Consider the following 20,133-nt stretch of genomic DNA (forward strand, 5'->3'; position numbering starts at 1 on the left):
CCGTGGGTCGGCGGCGTCGTTCGGCGCGGGCGCGGACGTCGCGCCGGGTGGCTGAGCGGATCGACCTGGCCAGGCGGACGCGCTCGGCCGGGCGGGGTGACCTCCCGGGTCGGGCGGCGGGACGTACCCGTGTGTGGGGCTGACGGGGTCGGTGGCCGGCTGGCCGTCGTGGTCTGCTTCGGAGGGCTCCGGCCCTTCGAACCACGCGTGGGCGGGCCCGGAGGCTGGCGGTGGGGCCAGGGCCAGGTCCCGCAGCAGGCCGGGGGCATGGGCGGTGACGATCCGTAGCCAGTGCTCGGGTGGCTGCCCGGGCCGCCGGAGGTCGGCCTCGGGCTCGTCGTCGGTACGGCCGACGGGCCCGGGCATCCTGCCCGACGTCACCGGCGGCGTCTCTCGGGGGGAGGAATCCACCGCACCGGCGAGCCGGTCCACGGCGGCCGCCGCGGACCGGAGGCGATCGGCCAGCCAGTCACGCGGGCGTCGGCGCGGCACCACCGGCCTCCAGTTCCAGGCTCTCGTAGCGCAGCGTCAGCGACGCGATGGCGATCTCCTGGCCGAGGGTGTTCAGGTGCGCCCCGCGCCAGTTGCTCGGCCAGGCGTTGATCAGGTTCCAGCGCAGCACCTCCGCCGTGCCGGCGGCGTCGAGCAGCACCACGGAGACGTTGCGGCGGTCGACCGTGCCCCGAGCGACCGCGTGCACCCAGTCCCACAGCTCCCGTGAGGCGGTGAGACCGAAGTGCAGGGTGACCGGGCCGTACTCCACCTGACCCGGGACCATCCGGACCCGGTCGTTGCCCTGCTCCCGGTACGGCACCGCGGGGATGTTCACCTCCAGGCCGCTGATCTCGGTGAAGTGGCCGTTGGTGACCCCGTTGACCAGCAGCTTGAAGTTGTAGGCCCGATACGGGTCGACCGGCGTACCCGGCTGCGGAGTGGCCGTGGTCGGCATGTCAGCCTCCAATCGTCTCGGTCTCGGTGCCGCCGGCCCACTGGCTCAGCTTGAACACCACGAACTCCGCGGGCTTGACCACGGCGATGCCGATGTGCGCGACCACCATTCCGGCGTCGCGGACGTCGGCCGGATTGGTCTCCTCGTCGCACTTGACGAAGAACGCCTCCTCGGGAGTCCGGCCCAGCAGCGCCCCGTCGCGCCACACGCGCGTGAGGAACGCCCCGATGTCCCGACGGATGGAGCGCCACAGCGTGTAGTCGTTCGGCTCGAACACCATCCAGCGGGTGCCGTTGGCGATGGCCTGTTCGATGGCGATGGACAGCCGCCGGACATTGAGGTAGCGCCACTCGCTGGCCTCGGCGGCGAGGGTCCGGGCCCCCCAGACCCGGATGCCCTCGCCCGGGAAGTACCGGATGACGTTGACGCCGCGCGGGTTGAGCACGTCGTGCTCGGCCCGGGTGACCAGGTGGCCCAGGTCGACCGCACCCCGGACCGGCTCGTTGGCGGGCGCCTTGTGCACCCCTCGCAGGGCGTCGGTGCGCGCCCAGATGCCCGCGATGTGCCCGCTCGGCGGGGTGAGCACCAACTCGCCGCTGAGCGGGTCACGCACGCGCAACCACGGGTAGTAGAGGGTGCCGAAGTCCGACTGCCGGGGGCGGTGCGCCGTCGGCCCGCCGGCTGCGGACCCGGTGGCGGTGTCCGACTCGGTGTCACTCGGCTTCGCCGGGCGGGTCGACGCGGGGGTGGCGACCCGGGTGAGGGTCGAGATGTCGTCGATGTCGGGCGCCGGATCGCAGATGGCGACCATGGTGCGGGTTCGTTCGGCGAGGCTCAGCAGCGCCTCGTGGGAGACCGGGTCGTGGAAGCCGGGGGCGGCCACGATGGAGATCTCGTCGATCGCCTCCAGCAGGTCCAGGCCCGCGCGTTTGCGCCCGGTGCCGGAGATGGCGTTGCCGTCGCCGACGTTGACCACCCAGCAGCGGGTGCCGCCGTTGTCGAAGAAACCGAACACGGCCCGCGCCAGCGGTGTGCTCTCCACCTGGTCACCGTCGGCGTACAGCCGGAGGAAGTCGGTCCAGTTGTTGACCGCGAGGGCCTCGCCGACGTGGGCGTTGCGGTTGGGTCCGCGACCGACGAGGGCCGCCGTGCTGGTCCCGGCCGGCCCGATCGGCCGGGCGCCCCGGGGCACCTCCTCGACGTAGATGCCGGGCGAGAAGTAGGTGGGCATCGGTCCTCCCGTGCTGGTCGGATCAGTGGGTCGGCGGCGCGCAGACGATGACGATGTCGGGTTCGGTGGGGTCGACCTCGGTGGTGAGGACCTGCCCACGGCCGGTGAGTCGGAGCCGGACCGGTGTCGGATGGTCCGGGTCGTGCGGCACGCCGACGATCCGGAAGCGGCCCGCCGGGTCGGTCTGCGTCGCGTACGGCTGACCGACGACCTCCACCCGCATCGCCGCGAGGGGCTGCTCGGCCGGGCCGACGACGCGACCGTCGACGGTCAGCATCTCCAGTTGGCGCAGCCGCAGCGGGCGCAGCACCGGTGCGGCCGGTCGGGCCGGGTGGGTGACCTGGACCGGCACGTCGATCAGCAACGCGGGCCGGGGAACTGCCCCGAAGGCCGCCCACAGGGCCGGGTCACCGGCCTCCAGCACCAGCGTTCGTCCGGCCGCGCCGGTGGCCGCGACGAGCACCCGGTCCAGCGCGGCCAGGGCCTCCGGGCCACCGGCGGCCAGCAGGTAACGCACCGTGAGTCGGTAGGGTTCCGGCCCGCTGCTGCCCCGGGTCTGCCGGGCCGGTCGTAGCTCCAGCGGCCACAGGGCCAACCGGCTCGGGTCGGCGTCGGGCCGGGGCGGGCCGACCGGGACGGGGTCACCCACCGCCCCGGCCAGCCACGCCGCCAGCTCGGCGGTGGCGGCGCGGATCGGACCGTCGTCGCTCATCGCGGCGGCGTCCCCTGGATCCGGTACGCGATGGCCTCGTTCCACACGTGCGGATAGACGCCGATCTCGAAGTACCGGGTGAAGCGGTTGATCGGCGCACCCGCGTGGTCGTGGTACAGCAACCAGATCGGGGCGATGGTGAACAGGACGTAGTTGGCCGCGACCAGCGGGATGTACAGCGGGCCGAGCAGCCGGGCCTGGAGGATGTGCACGTCCTCGTGTCGCTGGATGCCGGGACCGGAGCCGGCGCAGACCGTGCCGAGCGTCGTGGCGTACCGGGGAGAGACCCCCTCGACCACGTTCACCCGGCAGCTGTGCCGGGAGGTCGACCGGTCCAGTGAGTGGCCGAACACCAGGTGCACGGCCAGGTAGCTCGCGCCGACGAGGGTGTTCAGCAGGCTCCAGGTGTGGTCGACGACGAAGAGGAACACACCACGCGGGCCGGCGGCGTAGACCTCGGCCGCGGCGACGGCCCAGCCGAAGACCCCGCCGACGAGCAGGCCGACGCTCGCGCCGACGAGCAGGCCGACGCCGCCGCCGAGGAGCTGACCGAGCACGGCGCCCGCGGCGACGTGGACGGCGGCGCTGAGGATCCCGAAGACCATGTCCGGCTCCTCTCACGCCCAGGAGCGGATGAACCGGGGCTGGTTGCCCTGTGCCAGCTGAACCGGCGTGGCCTGCCGGTTGCCGGGCGGCAGCTGGTTGACGCCCAACGCCGCGGAGAAGATGACCAGCCCGTTGAAGAACGCGATGAACCACTTCTCGGCGCCCGCCTCGGTGGCGAAGGCGGCGGTGAGGTACGACAACGCGAGCGCGATGCCCAGTGCGATCCACTTGCGGGCCTTGTCGGCCTTCGGGCCGATGAGTCCGCCGATGACGTTGGTGGTGAGCAGCGTCGCCGCGCTGGCTCCGGTGAGGCTGCCCAGGGCCGCCCAGCTGAAGAGATCGTTCATCGCCGATCTCCCTTCGGTGTTGCGTACTGCGGGGTGGGGGTGGTGCGGTGCCGCCCGTGGTGCACGGACGGCAGGCCGGCGGTCAGCCGACGCCCGGCGGGCCGGGATTCGTGGCGGCCGGTGTCACCGGTGCGGATCCGCCGGCCGGCGGTGTCGCGCTCTCGGACGGTGCACCGCCGGTCCGGGAGCGGCGGAGCAGGACGGCCACCAGCGCCGCGACGAGTAGCAGAGCCACCACGCCGACGACGATCAGCAGCCACGGGAAACCGTTGTCGGGGTCGGCTCCGGCCGCCGGGGACGGTCGGGGCGGAGCCTCGGCGACAGCGCGCAGTTCGGTCGGTTTCTGTTCGTTGGGCTTGACCCGCCAGCTGACCGTCCGGTCGACGACCTGAGCGCCGCTACTGGCGTCCAGGACTCGGCCGGGGAACGTCACGGAGATCTCGAACGACATGAGCAACATGAATCGTTCTTGATTCTTCGGGTCCTGCTCGGCCACTTTTCCGCCGTACTTCTTCGGGTCCAGCGGAAGGATGAACACGTATCGGTCGCCGGTGCGGACGATGCTCAGGCTTTCGCTGTCGAATTGGTGCAGCGGCACGTTCCGATAGTTGATCAGAGAACCGAAGTGGGTGGCGTCCTCGTATCGGGTCTCGGGCCCGGCGGGAAGCGCCGGTATGTTCTGCCGGAGTTCGGCGAAGCCCGTCTCGACCGGCTTGTTGTTCACGGTCAGGACGTTCCGCTCGGCCGTGAGTAGAAGTTGACCGCTCACCGTGTCGTCGGCGTTGACGGTCAACCCGGCATTGAGTTGCATGCAGCCGGAAAGGGCCGCCACCAGCACGAGACACGCCGCCGCGCGAAGTGTTCTGATGCCCCTGAGCCCCGCATTCATTGGCTCAGTGTGTGCTCTTAACGGCAGGGCCATCAGTCAGCGATCGGTCACATACAAGTCGCCGATCTTACCGGGAGGTCGTCACATTCGGCTGAGGCTGGGAACCGACGAAATCGATATTCTGAAAGGTTGACCGCAATTATTGATCGAATTGTGGATCGAGGCGGGAGAGGTCAGGCGCTGGCGCGCCGGACCAGCGCCGACGGGAACACCGTCGGCGCTGCCGCCGGGTGTTGCTCCAGCACCAGGCTCGCCGCCGCCGTGGCGATGTGGCGTACCGGGTGACTGGCCGTGGTCAGGGCCGCCACCGAGGCCATCGGGACGTCGTCGAAGCCGGTGACGGCCACGTCGTCGGGAACTTGGATGCCGTCGGCGCGCAACTGGCTGATCACCCCGAACGCGGTGGCGTCGCTGATCCCGACGATCGCGTCGGTGTCCGGCCAGCGGCGCATGACCTCCCGGGCGGCGGCGTGCCCTCGGGCCACGCTGAAGTCACCGACCACCTCCCGGACCGGCAGGCCGGCGTCGTGCAACAACCTGCGGTACGCCTCGACCGAACGGTTGGCGCAGGCCAGCCAGCGCGGACCGGTCACCATGGCGATCCGCCGCCGACCGGTGGCGAAGAGGTGGCGGACGATGGCCGCGGTACCGCCGCCGTTGTCGATGTCCACCGACGGCACCGTTGCCGAACCGATCCCGATCGAGACGGCCCGGCCGTGCAGCCGCCGTGGCACCAGGTCCAGCAACGCCTGGGTGGTGTTGACCAGGATCAGCCCGGCCACGCCCCGGTCCTCGGTGAGTCGGGTCAGCCGGCCCGGCGCGTCCAGCGGAATCCACTGCACCGCCACGCCCATCCCGTGCGCCGTGCAGATCCGCGCCACCGCGGCGACCACCTGGTCGACGTAGCTGTCGTCCAGGGCGGCCGGGCTGGTGCCGGAGACCACCACCAGCAGGCGTACGCCGGATCCCTGCACCAGGGCCCGCGCCGCCGGATTCGGCACATAGCCGAGCACGTTCACGGCGATGCGTACCCGCTCTCGTGCGGAAGGTGACGCGAATCCGGTGCCGGCGATGACCCGTGACGCCGTCGAGCGGGACACCCCGGCGGCTCGGGCCACGTCGTCCAGGGTCGCCGGCCGGCGTGCTGCCGTCGTCATGATCTTTCTCCCCGTTCCCGTCGCCCGGCCTGGTACCCGGACGCTCACCAGCATCATGCCCCGCGCCCCGGCCTGCGGTAAGGACCGGGCGCGGATTGTGGTGGTAGCGATCCCAGGTGTGTGATCGTCGTAGTACCGAGGAGAGGACCGGAACCCACGTGGACCCCGCCGTCACCACCCCTGTCACACCGCCGGCCGACTCCGGCCCGTCCCGCGCCGTGTTGGCCGCCCGCAACGGTGTGGCGGTCGTGTTCGCACTCAACGGCCTGGCCGTCGCCTCCTGGTTCGCCCGGGTGCCGGCGATCCGCGACGGGCTCGGCCTCACCCCGGGGCGCCTCGGCCTGCTCCTGCTCGCCATGTCGATCGGCGCGATCGTCGCCATGCCCACCGCCGGGCTGGTCACCCAACGGCTGGGCGCGGCCCGATCGGTGGTGCTGGCCACCCTGCTCGTCGCGCTCGGACTGACCATCGCCGGGGTCTCGGCCAGCGTCGCCGCGTGGCTACCCGGGGTGGCGGTGGGACTGTTCGCGCTCGGCTACGGCTCCGGCAGCTGCGACGTCGCGATGAACATCGAGGGCGCGGCGGTCGAACGGCGGCTCGGCTGGACCGTGATGCCACGATTCCACGCCGCCTGGAGCCTCGGCTCGGTCACCGGTGCCGGCATCGGCGCGGGAGCGGCCCGGCTGGGCGTTCCGGTCGCCGTGCACCTCGGTGTGCTGGCCGCGCTGGTACTCGGCGGCACCCTGCTCGGTGCGCGCGCCTTCCTGCCGGTCGAGCCGGAGGCTGACGGTGCCACCCCGGCCGGTCGTCGCCGTCGACTGCTGGCCGCGTGGCGGGAGCCCCGAACCCTGCTCATCGGCCTGCTGGTGTTGGCGGCGGCGTTCGCCGAGGGCAGCGCCAACGACTGGCTCGCGGTGGCCTTCATCGACGGCTACGACTTCAGCGAGGCGGCGGGGGCGGCCGTCTTCGGCGTCTTCGTGGTGGGCATGACGCTGGGTCGCACCGTCGGCACCGTGGCACTGGACCGTTGGGGACGTGGGCCGGTGCTGACCGCGACCATCCTGCTCGCCGTCGTCGGCGCCGGTCTGGCGGTGCTCGCCGGGTCCGGTCCGGTCGCGGTGGTCGGCGTCGCGTTGTGGGGGATCGGCGCCTCGCTCGGCTTCCCGGTGGGGATGAGCGCCGCCGCCGACGAGGAGGAGCACGCACACGTACGGGTCAGCGTGGTCGCGGTGATCGGCTACACCGCGTTCCTGGCCGGGCCGCCCCTGCTCGGCCTGCTCGGCGACCACGTGGGCACCCTGCGGGCGCTGTTGGTCGTACCGCTGCTCCTGCTGCCGACGCTGCTGCTGGTCCCCGCCGCCCGTCCGCCCGCCGCCGTCGGCGCGGGAGCGTCGGTGCGGGCGGGCTCCGACGCGTAGCGGGGGTCGGGTACCCGGACCGGACGGGCCACCACGACGGTCGAGTCCGGCGCGTGTCGGCCGCCGACATGGCGCAGCAGCCGAGGGGTGCGGCGTACCTCCTCGCGCAGGCACCCCGGACGTGGTCCCAGTGGTGGTGGGTGTAGACCAGCTCATCCCGCGCCCTAACCCCCACCCCGTTTCCACGCCCGCCGCCCGGGCCGGGGACGGGTGTCAGCGGAGGGCGGCCACCGCGGCGTCGGCGGCACCGCGCCAGAGGGTGCCGACCTCGGTGAAGCCGGCGTCTCGGAGCGCGGTGAGGTGCCAGGAGACCGGTGGCGTCCACTCCGGACTGTGCCCGGTCGGGTAGATGGCGTGGCGTTGCCGCACCAACGGGGCGAGCGTCGGGTCCTGCTCTGCCTGGTGCCACCACTGCGACCAGGACAGCACGGCACCGGCGGCGTGACGGGCGCTGCGGTGCTCCTCGGCGCGGGCGAGCAGCCGCTTGGTCAACTCGGGCAGGCCGTCGTCGGGCATGTGGTCGGCGTTGACGAACAGCCCACCGGGCCGGAGCAGGTCGCGCAGCTCCGGGTAGAGGGCGGACAGCCGGTCGGCGGGCAGCCAGTGCAACGCGGTGGCGGTGAGTACGGCGTCGTAGCCCCGGTGTGGCAGGGCCTCGGCCCAGTCGGGTCGACTGAGGTCGGCGGTGACGATGGTGGCCCGGTCACCGAGGGAGGCGGCGGCGAGGGCGAGCAACGCCGGATCGAGGTCGACCAGGGTCACCTCGGCGTCGGGGAAGCGGTGCAGGGCGCGCAGGGAGATGGTGCCGGTGCCGCCGGCCAGGTCGAGCAGTCGGGGCGGGGTGTCACCGCGTACGGCGTCGACCGCGTCGAGCATGGCGGCGAACCGGTGCTCGCGGTCGGGCAGGTACGCCTCCTGCTGGCGGTCCCAACTCTCCTGCCAGGCGGCGACATTGCTGATGTAAGGACTCATGAACTAAACGCTAGTTACTACTCGGATTCCTTGTCCAGACTTGTTGCCAATTATTTGCAACTACGAGAGGATGGCGAAGCGATGATCGGCTCGGGTCGGACCGGTCAACCGGTCCGACCCGATCGCCCTCGACCGACGCCCACGCCCCGGGTGGGCCTACCCGACCGGTCGCCGACCGCCGGTGTCATGATGTCCCTGGCCGGGCCGGGTGCGCCCGGCCGGAACGGACTGCAAGCACGTGGATCCCCAGCGCACCGCCGCGCACGAGATGTTCGACGCCGACGTCGCCTCCAACCGCCTCGGCATCGAGTTGGTCAGCGCGGCCGAGGGCAGTGCGGTGGCCCGGATGCGGATCACCGACAGCATGGTCAACGGCCACCACATCGCGCACGGCGGGTTCGTCTTCCTACTGGCCGACACCGCCTTCGCGCTGGCCTGCAACAGCCACGGCCCGGCCACCGTCGCCGCCGCGGCCGACATCACCTTCGTCCGTCCGGCCCGACCGGGGGACACGCTGGTCGCGCGGGCCAGCGAGCGCACCCGCTACGGCCGCAGCGGCATCTACGACGTCACCGTGAGCCGGGAGGACGGGGAGGTGGTCGCGGAGTTCCGTGGCCAGAGCCGGACGCTGCGCCCGGTGCCCACGCCCGACGGCGTACCCGCACCGGGGGAGCGGGACCGCCCACCGGCGGCCAGCCGGGGACACTGACCCGAGACCCGGCACCGCCCGTCCGGCCGGCCTTCGGCCCGCCCAACCGCGACCGGCCCGCCCGCCACGGCGTCGACGACCCGCCTTCCGGACGCCGCCGCCACCGGCCGATCCGGTGGTCCGGAACCGGGTCCCGACGTTCCACGCCCGCTGACCCGGCTGCTGATCGGGACAACCCGGCGCAGGCACGCCGTGCCGGGGCCATCCGTCCCGGTGACGCCTCCGCCGTCGCGGTGCCGTCGTCGTCCCGCCGACCGTAGGCGGCGCGTAGCGCGCGGGGCAGGCGGGCGCAGGCGACCTGTCGCACGACCGGATCGGGCACGTCGTAACCGCCGGTCGGCAGCGGGGCCAGCAGGCCGTCGTCGGTCAGGGAGGTCACCTCCGCCGCCGCCCAGGCGGGCGGCCAGTCGAGCACGTCGGCCAACTCCGTCACGGTGCGTCCCGGCGCGAGCGCGGCGGCCATCAGGACGGCCCGCGCACCGCCGTCGAGACGGTCCAGCCGGGCTTCGACGATGCGCCGGACCGAATCCGGTACGGGCAGCTGCGCGGGGTCGGCTCCGGCCAGCGCGCGTACGTAAGCCACCGCGCGTGCCGGGTTGCCACCGGTCACGGGGATCAGCCGGGCCGCCAATCCGGTCGGCTGACCGGCCCGACGCAGCAGTCGGCGCAGGAGCCGACCGGTGGTGATGGTGTCCAGCGGTGGCAGGCGCAGCCGGGCCACGCCTCGACCGGGCACGTTCAGCTCCTCGGTGCCGGTCGCGACGAGCACCAGGGGCAGGTCGTGCTCGTCGGCCAGGTCGACCAGCGTGGTCAGGTGGCGGCGCAGCGCCGGTGCGGCACGGTCGAGGTCGTCGACGGCGACCACCACCGGCTGCCGTCGCGCCATGCTCAGCAGCACCTGCCGCCAGTAGGCCAGGGCGCGAGCCTGGGCGTCTGCCGGCGACCGGGGCGGGTCCAGCCGATCTTCGCTCGCGCCGGGGCGGTCCACCCGCCGGACCGGATCGATGGCCGCCCCGAGCAGGTCACCCACCGTGTCCAGGGCGACCGCGAGCAGACCGGTGGGCACCACGTGCGTCAACGTGGCCGCGAGTCGGCGACGTACCGTCTCGGGGTCGTCGTCGGCGCGGGCGCGGGCCAGCGCGCGGACCAGGTCGGCGGCGGGCCCCAGCGGCCCGTCCGGGTAGGGCGGGCAGGCCGTCGGATACCACCGCACCGGAACCCCGTCCACCGTGCGGGTGCTGCGGACCAGTTCCCGCAGCAGCCGGCTGCGTCCACTGCCGGGTGCTCCGAGCAGCAGCACCCGACGGGCGCCGCGCCCGCGTACCGCTTCGGCGAGGTGCTCCCGGGCGACGGCCAGCTCCCGTCGGCGACCGATCAGCGGGCCGTCGTGCCGTGGCGGCCGGGGGCGCTCCACACCGGTGGCGTGCCACACGTCGACCGGCAGTGCCTTGCCGGACAGCGTCACCGACGGCACCCGACGCTGCGCGATCAGCCCGGCGACCGCCTGGTGCGTGGCCGGGCAGAGCGCCACCCCGCCGGGCGGGGCGTGCTCCTGGAGCCGGGCCGCCAGGGTGATGACCGCGCCGCTGGCCACCCCATGCCCGCCGTCGTGGCCGACCGAGAGGTCGACCACCGCCTCGCCGGTGGCGACGCCGACCCGGACCCGCAGCCGTGACGACAGGCCCGTCGGATGGCGGTCCAGCGCCTGCTGGATCTCCAGCCCGGCGCGCACCGCCCGGTACGCGTCCCACCCGTCAGCGCGGCGCGCGCCGAACAACGCCATCACGGCGTCGCCGACGTACTTCTCCACCGCACCGTTCCACCGTCGCAACACCGAGGCCACGGTGCAGAAGTAGGCCCGTTGCAGGGCGCGGACGTCCTCCGGGTCGAGCCGGTCGACCAGTCGGGTCGAACCGACGATGTCGACGAAGAGGACCGTGACGATCCGCCGCTCCTCCGACACGGGCCAACGGGTCCGCCTGACGGCTATCGGACCTGCGACAACAGAACTGGGCATCGAGATCTGACCTGCCTCTCCCCCCGTGCGTGCCGACGATGCCCCGGAGCCTGTCACCGCTGGTCCGACGGCGGATCGGCAGAACGACGTATGTCGGCCGGACGCAACCTTTGGTCGCAATGTCGACGCGATGAGGAGGACAGAGCCGAGGCACCTGTAGAACGGGGACGGACCCTGTGACTAGGCTGCGAGCCATGGCCAGCGACGTGGACACCGCACGGCTCGTCGGTCGGGACGACCTGGTGGCGACGGTACGCTCGGCGTTGCTCGACGACGTGACGCCCGGGCATACGGCGGCGGTGTTCCTGACCGGCGAGAGCGGCGTGGGCAAGACCCGGCTGCTGCGCGAGGTCGGTGCCCGGTTGGCCGACGCGGGGGCGCTGGTGCTCACCGGGTCCTGTCTGGACATCGGCGACGCGTCGCCGTTGCACCCGCTGCGACAGGCGCTGCGCCGCCTCGACGCCGACCTCGCCCCGCCGGCCGCCGCGTCCGTGCGCGCGCTGCTCGGAGTGTTCGCCGAGGACCGGGCCGGCCCGGACGGCGCGGGCGCGTTGCTGGAGCGGGTGTCCCGTGGGCTGAACGTGATCGCCGGCGGCCGTCCGCTGGTGCTGGTCCTGGACGACCTGCAATGGGTCGACCGGACCACCCGCCAACTTCTGCTCTATCTGCTCGCCGGCCTCGGTGACCTGCAACTGTCGGTGCTGTCCGCGGTGCGGTCGGAGTCGTTGCAGGGCGCGCATCCGTTGCGCCGGGTGCTCACCGAGCTTCGCCGGCTGCGCTCGGTGCGGGTGCTGGATCTGGCCCCATTGGACCGGGCCGGTACCGAGGAGTTGGCCGCCGCCGTGCTGCGCCGGCCGTTGGCGGCCGAGGCGGCCGAGCGGTTGTGGCAGCGCAGCGGCGGCAACCCGTTCGTCATCGAGGAACTCTGCCGGGAGCTGCGCGACGGTCGTGACGGGCTCTCCGACACCCTCCGCGAGGTCTTCCTGGCCCGGGTGGACGCGCTGCCCCGACCGGCCCACCGGGTCGTCCACGCGGTCGCCGCCGGTGTCGAACCGGTCGAGCACTGGCTGCTCGCCCAGGTGGTCGGGCTTCCGGAGCACGAGCTGCTCGACGCGGTCCGGGCGGCGGTGTCGCACCGGCTGCTGGTCGGCTCCGACGACGGCTATCGGCTCCGGCACCGGCTCGTCGCCGAGGTGCTGGAGGACGAGCTGCTGCCCGCCGAGCGGGCGGCTCTGCACCGCCGCTACGCCGAGGCGTTGACCGCCGCGCCGGCGGAGTTGCACCAGGCCCGGTTGGCCCATCACTGGCGACTGGCCGGTGAGCCGGAGCGGGCGTTGCCGGCCGCGGTGGCCGCCGCCGAGGAGGCGGAGCGGCTGTACGGCTACGCCGAGGCGCATCGACACTGGTCGGTGGCGGTGCAGTCGGCCGAGGGACTGCCTGGTGTCGACCGGGCGGCGTTGCTCGGGCGGGCGGCCGAGGCGGCCCACCACTGTGGTGAGTACGCTCGCGCGCTGGCGCTGCTGGAGGAACTGGCCGGTGCCGACACCGACATCCCGGCCTGCGAGCTGCACATCCGGCGGGCCCGTTATCTGGCCGCCGCCGGTCGTTCCGCGTTGGCGGAGGTGGAGTACGAGCAGGCGCTCGCCGTCGCCGACTGCACTCCCGGGCAGCGGGCCACCGCCGCCGCCCGGTTGGCGGAGCTGCTGCTGCAACTGGGCCGGTACGCCGAGGCGGGCGAGCGGGCGCGCGAGGCGCTGGCCCTGGCCGAGCAGGTGGACGGTGCGACCACCGAGGTGGTGCTGGCCAGTGCCGCGCTGGGCTTCTCCGAGGCGTACCGTCAGGATCCGGAGGCGGGTCTGGCGGTGCTGCGGCGGGCGCTGGCCACCGCCGAGCGGGCCGGTCGCCCGGAGGACGTCGCGTTGGCCTACCTGCATCTGGCCGAGCTGCTGACCGGGCCGTTGAACATCCTCGAGGAGGGGGTGGTGGTGGCCCGCCGGGGTGCCGAGCGGGTCGCCGAGCTGGGGTTGGGGCGTTCCTACGAGACCCGCCTGCTGGCCATCGCCACCAACGGGCTGTTCCGGGTCGGACAGTGGGCCGAGGCGGAGAAGGTGGTCGCCTCGGCGCTACGGCACCGTCCCTCCGGCGCGGACGCCGTCGAGTTGCTGCTGGCCCGCTGCCGCCTGTCGGTCGGCTACGGCGACGTCGAGGCGGCCGACCGGGACCTGGACGCGGTGGCGACGATCCTGGCCGGCGGTGGTGCCCGGCACGTCATTCCGCTGCTCACCCTGCGAGCGGGGTTGGCGATGTGGCAGGGACGCCATGACGTGGCCCGGCACGCCGTGCAGCGGGGGCTGACCGAGACCCGCTCGGACGACCTGGTCATCCTCGCGGTGCTGGTCTGGCACGGGCTGCGCGCCGAGGCCGAGGCGCACGCCAGCCGTACCGTCGCCGTCGACGACAACGCGGTACGCCGGCTGCGTGACATCGCCGACCGGGTGGCGGCGCGTAGCGAGCGGGCGGCCCGGCCGGTGCGTTACGTGGTCGACGGATATCTGGCGTTGTGCGCCGCCGAGGTGAGCCGGCTCGACGGGGCGGATCCGGAGCTGTGGGCGCGGGCGGCGGCGGAGTGGGACCACCGTAATCACCCGTATCCGGCGGCGTACGCGCGGCTGCGTCAGGCCGAGGCGTTGCTGGCCAGCCGGCGTAAGGCGGCGACCGCAGGCAAGCTGCTGCGCGAGGCGTACCAGATGGCGCAGTCGCTGGGCGCGGTGCCGTTGACCGACGAGATCCGTACGCTCGCCGGGCGGGCCCGGGTGACGTTGGAGGAGCGCGGGGTGATCGGCGCGCCCGAGCCGGACGGGGCGGGCGGTGAGGAACTCGCCACCCTGACCGCCCGCGAGCGTGAGGTGCTGGCCGCGGTGGCCGAGGGGTTGACCAACAAGGAGATCGGCCAGCGGTTGTTCATCAGCGAGCGGACCATCGGCGTCCACGTGTCGCACATCTTCGACAAGCTCCAGGTACGTACCCGGGTCCAGGCCAGCGCCATCTTCCTGCGTAGTCGCGGGTAGGTGTCGGATACGTCGTTCTACTGATGTCCGCGCAGCGGGCGCCTGACAGGCTGGGTCCGACGTCGCAGGGCACGACGACGTCGGCGAGTAGCTTGGAGGGGACATGCGCGAGCGCCACGAGCGGATCACCAGGTTCGGCATTGTGACGCGCCAGATCGGTACTCGGCGCGGCGGGGCGTCGGCATGAGTGGGTGTGGCGAGCCGGTCTGGGGGCCGGTGCACCGGGACATCGTCGACCTGCTGGCCGATCACCCGACTGACGTGCCCGCCGTCGTCGACCACCTGACGAAGCTCCAGGACATGCTGGTCCGGCTGCCTCCGCTGTTCGACAGCTGCCCGTTGGCCGACTTCAACAAGCTGTACCTGACGATCACCACCAGCGTGCTGGACGGGCTCTACTCCGACCGGTTCGTCGACCCGGTCTTCCTGTCCCGGCTGGACGTCGAGTTCGCGGCCCGCTACTTCGACGCGTTGCGGATGTGGAGCGACGCCAGCCCGAGTACGCCCCGGGCCTGGGCCTGCCTCTTCGAGCGGATGCGCGGACCGGACGCCCGTCCGCTGCCCTCGGCGGCGGCCGGCGTCAACGCGCACATCAACTTCGACCTTCCGTTCGCGTTGGTCACCACCTTCGACCACCTGGAGTCCGAGCCGGTCGACGGCAGCGACCAGCATCGCGACTACCTGGAGATCAACAAGATCTTCGCTGACAAGATCCCCGGCCTGCGTCGGGGCTACCTGGAGCAGTGGCAACTGCTCATCGACATGCTCAACGGTCAGATCGACGACTGGTACCAGGGCGAGCTGATCCAGTACACGCGCGATGTCGCCTGGCGCAACGCGCAGCGGATCTGGCAGTGCCGGCACGACCCGCACCAGCACGAGCGCGAGCGCAGGCGGCTCGATGACACGGCCGCCGCGCTCGGTCGGTTGCTGCTGTCGCCCCTCGGGGCGTTCTTGCAGTAACCGGGACGGGGGGTCCCCGCGCCCGGCCCGCCGGCGGGGCGCGGGGACATCGGCCCGGACCGGGCGGCAGGCCACGGGGAAGCACGGGGGACCGACGGGGAACGCGGGGGACTGACGGGGGGAACACGGGGGAACACGGGGGAGCGGGGGAACACGGGGGGGGGAAGCAGGGGTCGGCCGGCCCGGGGGGTGTCGGCCGGCCCCTGCGGGGTACGCCGCGCCCATGACCGCTGTGTCCCGGCGCCGTCCCGCCGCCCGGCCGCGACCGCGCCCCGCCACCCCACCCCGCCCCGCGCGCCCGTCAGACCGCGCCGGTCGGGGAGCCCGGAGATGACCGCCCGGGTATTCGAGTTCCGCTTCGAGTCGCGTTTCCGCAGGCCACTGGCCTTGATCGGGGTCCGGCCGGACACCGCCTGGGTACGCATCGACGCGGACCATCTGCTGGTCCGGTTCGGGCCGTGGCGGTTGCGTACCGAGCGGAAGAACGTCGCGGGTACCGAGACCGGTGGTCCGTACCGCTGGTGGCGGGTGATCGGAGCGCACCTGTCCGGCTCCGACACGGGCGTCACCTTCGGCACCACCACCGCCGCCGGGCTCTGCGTCCGGTTCGTGCGCCCGGTGCCCGCCCTGCTACCCGGCGGTTGGCCGCGTCATCCCGGGATGACGGTCACCGTTGCCGAGCCGGCCGAACTGGCCCGAGCGCTGGCCCCACCGACCGGGGCCGACGGGGAGCGGACCGGCTGACCGAGCGACGCGGTCGGGTACCGACCGTCGCGGACGGTGGCCCGACCGAGCCACCACGGGTCGTCGACAACGGTGAGGCGGGGGCAATGGGGGACGGTACGACAGCGCGACGAGGCCGGGACCGCCGTCGCCCGGCGACCGGAGCACCGGAGCCGGGGCTGCGGGCCGCGCGGGATCCCCGGCGCAAGGGGGAACGGGCCGGACGGGCGGTCACCGTCCCGGAGCGGGTGGCCGTGCCGACCGGCCCGGAGGCATCGGAGAGCCGGCTTCGTCGGTGGTTGCTCGTGCACCGGGTGCAGCCGGTCGGACCGGAGACGGCCGAGGGGCAGAGCCGGTCGTACCCCTGGTGGCGGGTGATGTGTCTGACCGGCGTCGACTACTTCTCCACCCTGTCCTACCTGCCCGGTATCGCCGTCCTGGCCGCCGGTGCGCTGTCTCCGGTGGCGACCTTGCTGATCGTGGCGCTGACCCTGTTCGGGATGTTGCCGATGTACCGCCGGGTGGCCCGGGACAGCCCGCACGGCCAGGGCTCGGTGGCGATGCTGGAGCGGCTGCTGCCGTTCTGGCGCGGCAAGTTGTTCGTACTGGTGTTGCTCGGTTTCGTCGCCACGTCGTGGATCGTCACGATCACCCTCTCCTCGGCCGACGCCACCGTGCACGTGTTGCAGAACCCGTACCTGCCGGAGTCGTTCGGCGGGACCGGCGTCGCGGTCGGGGTGACCGTGGTCCTGCTGCTGATCCTCGGCGCGGTCTTCCTGCTCGGCTTCCGGGAGGCGGTGGCGGTGGCCGTCCCGCTGGTGGTCGTGTTCCTCGGACTGAACGCGGTGGTCGTCGGGGTGTCGTTCGCCGAACTCGCCGGTGACCCCCGCCCGTTGGCCGACTGGACCGCGACGTTGACCGCGGGCGGCGGTCCGGGCCAGGTCGCGCTGACCGCAGCGCTGGCGTTTCCGCTGCTGGTGCTGGGTCTGTCCGGGTTCGAGACCGGGGTGAGCATGATGCCGCTGGTGGCGGGGGAGGGACGTGACGCACCGGCCCGGTTGGCCGCCCGGATCCGCAATACCCGGCGGCTGCTCACCACCGCCGCGTTGATCATGTCGGTGTACCTGCTCTCCACCACCTTCGTCACCGCGGTGCTCATCCCGCCCGAGGCGAACGCCTCGGGCGGCGCTGCCAACGGGCGAGCGCTGGCGTACCTGGCGCACGAGCAGCTGGGTGAGGGGTTCGGCACCGTCTACGACGTGAGCAGCGTGCTGATCCTCTGGTTCGCCGGCGCCTCGGCGATGGCCGGGCTGATCAACATCGTGCCGCGTTACCTGCCCTCGTACGGGATGGCGCCGGAGTGGGCGCGCGCCGTGCGCCCGGTGGTGATCGTCTACACGCTGGTCTGCGTCCTGTTGACAGTCGTGTTCCGCGCGGACGTCGACGCGCAGGCGGGCGCGTACGCCACCGGGATCCTGGCGATGCTGGTGTCGGCGGCGGTCGCGGTGGCCATCGCCGCCGCCGGACGCCGGCAGCGGCTGGTCGCCGCCGGCTTCACCCTGCTCACCCTGGTGCTGCTGTACGCGCTGGTGGAGCACGTGATCGCGAAGCCGGACGGGATCGCCATCTCCGGGTTGTTCATCCTCGGCATCATCGCCGTGTCGCTGGTGTCCCGGGTGACCCGGACCACGGAGCTGCGGGCGGAGCGGGTCGAGTTCGACGAGACGGCGCGGCGGTTCATCGCCGATTCGGTGGCCCACGACGGTCGACTGCACGTGATCGCCAACAAGCGGCGCCGCGGGGCGGTCAAGGAGTACACGATCAAGGAGCGGGCGCAGCGAGGGCTGAATCCGGTCCCCGGGGCGACCGATGTGCTCTTCCTGGAGATCGACGTGGTGGATCCCTCCGGGTTCCGTCACGTGTTGCGGGTCTGCGGCGTTGAGGTGGGCGGTTACCGGGTGCTGCGGGCCAGCAGTCCGGCGGTGCCCAACGCCATCGCGGCGATCCTGCTGGCACTGCGGGACGCCACCGGGGTACGCCCGCACGCTCATTTCGAGTGGTCGGAGGGGAACCCGATCGCGCATCTGCTGCGCTATCTCATCCTCGGTCAGGGGGACACGCCGCCGGTGGTGCGGGAGATCCTGCGCAAGTCCGAGCCCGACCCGGCCCGCCGTCCGGGTATCCACGTCGGCGGTTGAGTCGGGCGGCCGGGATCCCGCGACGTAACCCGAGGGTAGATGTGAAGCCGAATGGCTTACTCATTCACTTATGCCCCGATTCACGCCATGTGTCGCCGTACGGTGGCCTCTGGTGACCGACGCGAGGTCGGTCACCCCGCGCCCGATTCGGTGCGGCCGTGTTTTGCGCACGCACGAGAGGCAGGAACGCTGATGTCCACGTACGAAGGGGGCCGCGGGTCAGCACGACCCGGTCGGCGGTCCCGGTGGTTGCTGGCCGGTGGCCTGGTGGCGGGCAGCCTGGTGGCCGGAGCGGCGGGCTTGTCCGCCGTCACCGCCTCGGCCGCCGACCGTGACCCGGCGGCGCCGAACCCGGGCCAGCCTGTAGCCATGTTTCAGCACGACGTGCCAGGAGTCGACGAGTCACCGCGAGGGAAGGACCAGCAGCGCCCGCAGTGGCGGCACGACCCGGGCACGAATCCGGACCGCGACGGGGCGGCCGACCGGCCGAGTGGTCACCAGGGACGCGCGCGGGACGACACGGTGGTGCCGGTGCCCTGTGACTCCGCCCGGCTCATCGCGGCGCTGGTGCGAGCGAACGCCGAGGGTGGCGCCACGCTGCGGCTCGCGGAGAAGTGCACCTACACCTTGACCCACGCGTTCGCGCAGCCCGACGAGTACGACGGCGGCATCCGCGACGCGCGGGAGGCCGCCGACGCCGCCGAGAACCCCGGTGACGCCGAGGCGCCGCCGCGCAACCCCGCCGACGACAAGGCCGGCCTGCCGGTGATCTACCACCGGATCACCATCGAGGGCTCCGGCGCGACCATCGTCCGGGGAGTCGACAGCCCCGACTTCCGCTTCTTCACCGTCCGTGACGGCGGCGAGTTGACCCTGCGGGACGTGACCCTGCGTAACGGTCGCTCGGCGGCGGAGGGTGGCAGCATCCACATCGTGCACGGTGCCACGGCGGTCGTCGAGCGGGTCACCGTTCTCGGCAGCACCTCGCTGTCCGCCGAGGGCGGTGGCGGTGGCATCTTCAACGACGGGAATCTCCAGATCAGCGACAGCAAGCTGATCGGTAACCGGGCCGCGGGCACCCAGGGCAAGGGCGGGGGCCTGCTCAACGGTGGTGTGATGGTCATGCACCGCACCGAGTTCCGGCACAACAGCGCGGTCAGCTACGGCGGTGGCCTGGCCAACTTCCGGGCCGCCGGCGACGTCTACTCCTCGGCCTTCGTGCAGAACAACGCCGGGCAGGGCGGTGGGATGGCCAGCTTCTCCGCCCGGACCAAGGTCTTCGACACACTGGTGGCGCAGAACAGCGCCGAGGTCGGCGGTGGTCTGGCCAACTCGGACGCGGTGCTGGTACTGCGGCAGCTGACGGTCCGCGACAACATCGCCACCCTCAAGGGCGGCGGTATCTCCACCACCCAGGGTCTGCTGCCGTTGGACGACAGCGTGGTCAGCGGTAACACCACGCGCGGCAACGGTGGCGGTATCCACTCCGAGAAGTCGAACCTGCTCGTGCGCGGCAGCGCCGTCAAGGGCAACGCCGCGGTCGGCAAGCGGTCGCAGGGAGCGGGGCTGTTCGTGACGGCGGGCTCGACCTCGCTCTACCGCAGTCACGTCGTCGGCAACACGTCCACGCTGAAGGCCGGCGGGATCCAGGCCGAGCGGGCCCAGGTCAAGATCGATGACGAGAGCATCGTCGTCGAGAACAACCCGACCAACTGCGAGGGCAGCAAGGTGCCGGTGGCGCACTGCTTCCGCTGACCGCCTCACCGTGCCAGGGGCGCGTCCGGCCGTCGTCCGCGAACCGAGCGGAGTGGCCGGACGTGCCCCCTACGCGTACGACCTCCCGGGACGACCGAGGCCCGTGTCCGACTCGACACGGGCCCGGTTTGCCGGGGGGTCACTGAGACGGCTGGGGCAGCTCGCAGTCGACCTTCGGGTTGGCGCCGACGTAGTTCAGGGGGCCGGCGGCGATGGTCACCAGGATCGTACCGACCTCGGCGCAGTTGGCCTCATCGTCGCTGTAGTAGCCGCGCTGACCGGCGGCGACGGCGCCGATGACGAGCCAGATCACCACGAGGACTCCGAATATCGACGTGCCGCGCATGGTTTCCTCCACGATTCGGGGGTGGGTTGCAAGGTGTGGGCTTTGTACCCAGCCGCGCCGAGCGGCTAACGGA

16 protein-coding genes and 1 pseudogene are annotated in these 20,133 nt (G+C 72.6%); 7 read left to right on the forward strand and 10 right to left on the reverse strand.

The features are described from left to right. Nucleotides 1–469: 469 nt before the first annotated feature. The 7 genes from FF096_RS18505 to FF096_RS18535 all read right to left on the reverse strand — a co-directional run bounded on the left by FF096_RS18505 (nucleotide 470) and on the right by FF096_RS18535 (nucleotide 5,891). Nucleotides 470–949 (reverse strand): phage tail protein, encoded by a 480-nt coding sequence (locus FF096_RS18505; protein WP_155220193.1) that lies wholly within the window; start codon nucleotides 947–949, stop codon nucleotides 470–472. Nucleotide 950: 1 nt separating this feature from the next. Continuing rightward, the gene (locus FF096_RS18510) at nucleotides 951–2,180 is read right to left on the reverse strand and encodes a phage tail sheath subtilisin-like domain-containing protein (protein ID WP_155220195.1); all 1,230 of its coding nucleotides are present in this window, start codon (nucleotides 2,178–2,180) and stop codon (nucleotides 951–953) included. Nucleotides 2,181–2,202: 22 nt separating this feature from the next. Next, entirely contained in the window at nucleotides 2,203–2,892 is a 690-nt protein-coding gene (locus FF096_RS18515) for a carboxypeptidase-like regulatory domain-containing protein (RefSeq protein ID WP_155220197.1), read from the reverse strand. Further along, the gene (locus FF096_RS18520) at nucleotides 2,889–3,497 is read right to left on the reverse strand and encodes a glycine zipper family protein (protein ID WP_155220199.1); all 609 of its coding nucleotides are present in this window, start codon (nucleotides 3,495–3,497) and stop codon (nucleotides 2,889–2,891) included. The genes FF096_RS18515 and FF096_RS18520 overlap by 4 nt, the downstream gene beginning before the upstream one ends. Nucleotides 3,498–3,509: 12 nt before the next feature. Next, nucleotides 3,510–3,845, reverse strand: coding sequence for a hypothetical protein (locus tag FF096_RS18525; protein WP_155220201.1), 336 nt, complete (start codon nucleotides 3,843–3,845; stop codon nucleotides 3,510–3,512). Between the two features lie 82 nt (nucleotides 3,846–3,927). Then, nucleotides 3,928–4,734 carry an LppM family (lipo)protein gene (locus tag FF096_RS18530; protein ID WP_155220203.1) on the reverse strand — a complete coding sequence of 269 codons (807 nt, stop codon included), beginning with the start codon at nucleotides 4,732–4,734 and terminating at the stop codon, nucleotides 3,928–3,930. Nucleotides 4,735–4,907: 173 nt separating this feature from the next. Then, the gene (locus tag FF096_RS18535; RefSeq protein ID WP_155220205.1) at nucleotides 4,908–5,891 is read right to left on the reverse strand and encodes a LacI family DNA-binding transcriptional regulator; all 984 of its coding nucleotides are present in this window, start codon (nucleotides 5,889–5,891) and stop codon (nucleotides 4,908–4,910) included. A gap of 158 nt (nucleotides 5,892–6,049) precedes the next feature. On the opposite strand from FF096_RS18535, the gene FF096_RS18540 reads away from it, so the two are divergent. Further along, entirely contained in the window at nucleotides 6,050–7,309 is a 1,260-nt protein-coding gene (locus tag FF096_RS18540; RefSeq protein ID WP_309223555.1) for an MFS transporter, read from the forward strand. Nucleotides 7,310–7,522: 213 nt separating this feature from the next. On the opposite strand, the gene FF096_RS18545 is transcribed toward FF096_RS18540, so the two are convergent. Beyond that, on the reverse strand, nucleotides 7,523–8,281 hold the full coding sequence (locus FF096_RS18545; protein ID WP_155220207.1) for a class I SAM-dependent methyltransferase: 759 nt from the start codon (nucleotides 8,279–8,281) through the stop codon (nucleotides 7,523–7,525). A gap of 268 nt (nucleotides 8,282–8,549) precedes the next feature. Here FF096_RS18545 and paaI point away from each other — a divergent pair, with 268 nt between their 5' ends. Then, nucleotides 8,550–8,990: a hydroxyphenylacetyl-CoA thioesterase PaaI gene (gene paaI, locus FF096_RS18550; RefSeq protein ID WP_155220383.1), complete on the forward strand. Its 441-nt coding sequence runs from the start codon at nucleotides 8,550–8,552 to the stop codon at nucleotides 8,988–8,990. Between the two features lie 766 nt (nucleotides 8,991–9,756). Here paaI and FF096_RS27515 read toward each other — a convergent pair. Continuing rightward, nucleotides 9,757–11,007 (reverse strand): annotated as a pseudogene (locus FF096_RS27515) (AAA family ATPase); the annotation flags it as partial. 194 nt (nucleotides 11,008–11,201) lie between these two features. Here FF096_RS27515 and FF096_RS18560 point away from each other — a divergent pair. The 5 genes from FF096_RS18560 to FF096_RS18580 all read left to right on the forward strand — a co-directional run bounded on the left by FF096_RS18560 (nucleotide 11,202) and on the right by FF096_RS18580 (nucleotide 19,714). Continuing rightward, nucleotides 11,202–14,075, forward strand: a complete 2,874-nt coding sequence (locus tag FF096_RS18560) for a helix-turn-helix transcriptional regulator (protein ID WP_155220211.1) — start codon at nucleotides 11,202–11,204, stop codon at nucleotides 14,073–14,075. A gap of 183 nt (nucleotides 14,076–14,258) precedes the next feature. Beyond that, entirely contained in the window at nucleotides 14,259–15,038 is a 780-nt protein-coding gene (locus tag FF096_RS18565) for a DUF5995 family protein (RefSeq protein ID WP_155220213.1), read from the forward strand. A gap of 330 nt (nucleotides 15,039–15,368) precedes the next feature. After that, complete coding sequence (locus FF096_RS18570) at nucleotides 15,369–15,782, forward strand: hypothetical protein (RefSeq protein ID WP_155220215.1); 414 nt, start codon at nucleotides 15,369–15,371, stop codon at nucleotides 15,780–15,782. 86 nt (nucleotides 15,783–15,868) lie between these two features. Continuing rightward, nucleotides 15,869–17,959: an amino acid transporter gene (locus FF096_RS18575; RefSeq protein WP_155220217.1), complete on the forward strand. Its 2,091-nt coding sequence runs from the start codon at nucleotides 15,869–15,871 to the stop codon at nucleotides 17,957–17,959. A gap of 192 nt (nucleotides 17,960–18,151) precedes the next feature. After that, complete coding sequence (locus FF096_RS18580; protein WP_230462739.1) at nucleotides 18,152–19,714, forward strand: hypothetical protein; 1,563 nt, start codon at nucleotides 18,152–18,154, stop codon at nucleotides 19,712–19,714. A gap of 139 nt (nucleotides 19,715–19,853) precedes the next feature. Here FF096_RS18580 and FF096_RS18585 read toward each other — a convergent pair whose 3' ends face one another. Beyond that, entirely contained in the window at nucleotides 19,854–20,060 is a 207-nt protein-coding gene (locus FF096_RS18585; RefSeq protein WP_155220219.1) for a hypothetical protein, read from the reverse strand. Between the last annotated feature and the right edge of the window lie 73 nt (nucleotides 20,061–20,133).

Source organism: Micromonospora sp. CP22, assembly GCF_009712475.1.
In the GTDB taxonomy this organism is placed as follows: domain Bacteria; phylum Actinomycetota; class Actinomycetes; order Mycobacteriales; family Micromonosporaceae; genus Micromonospora.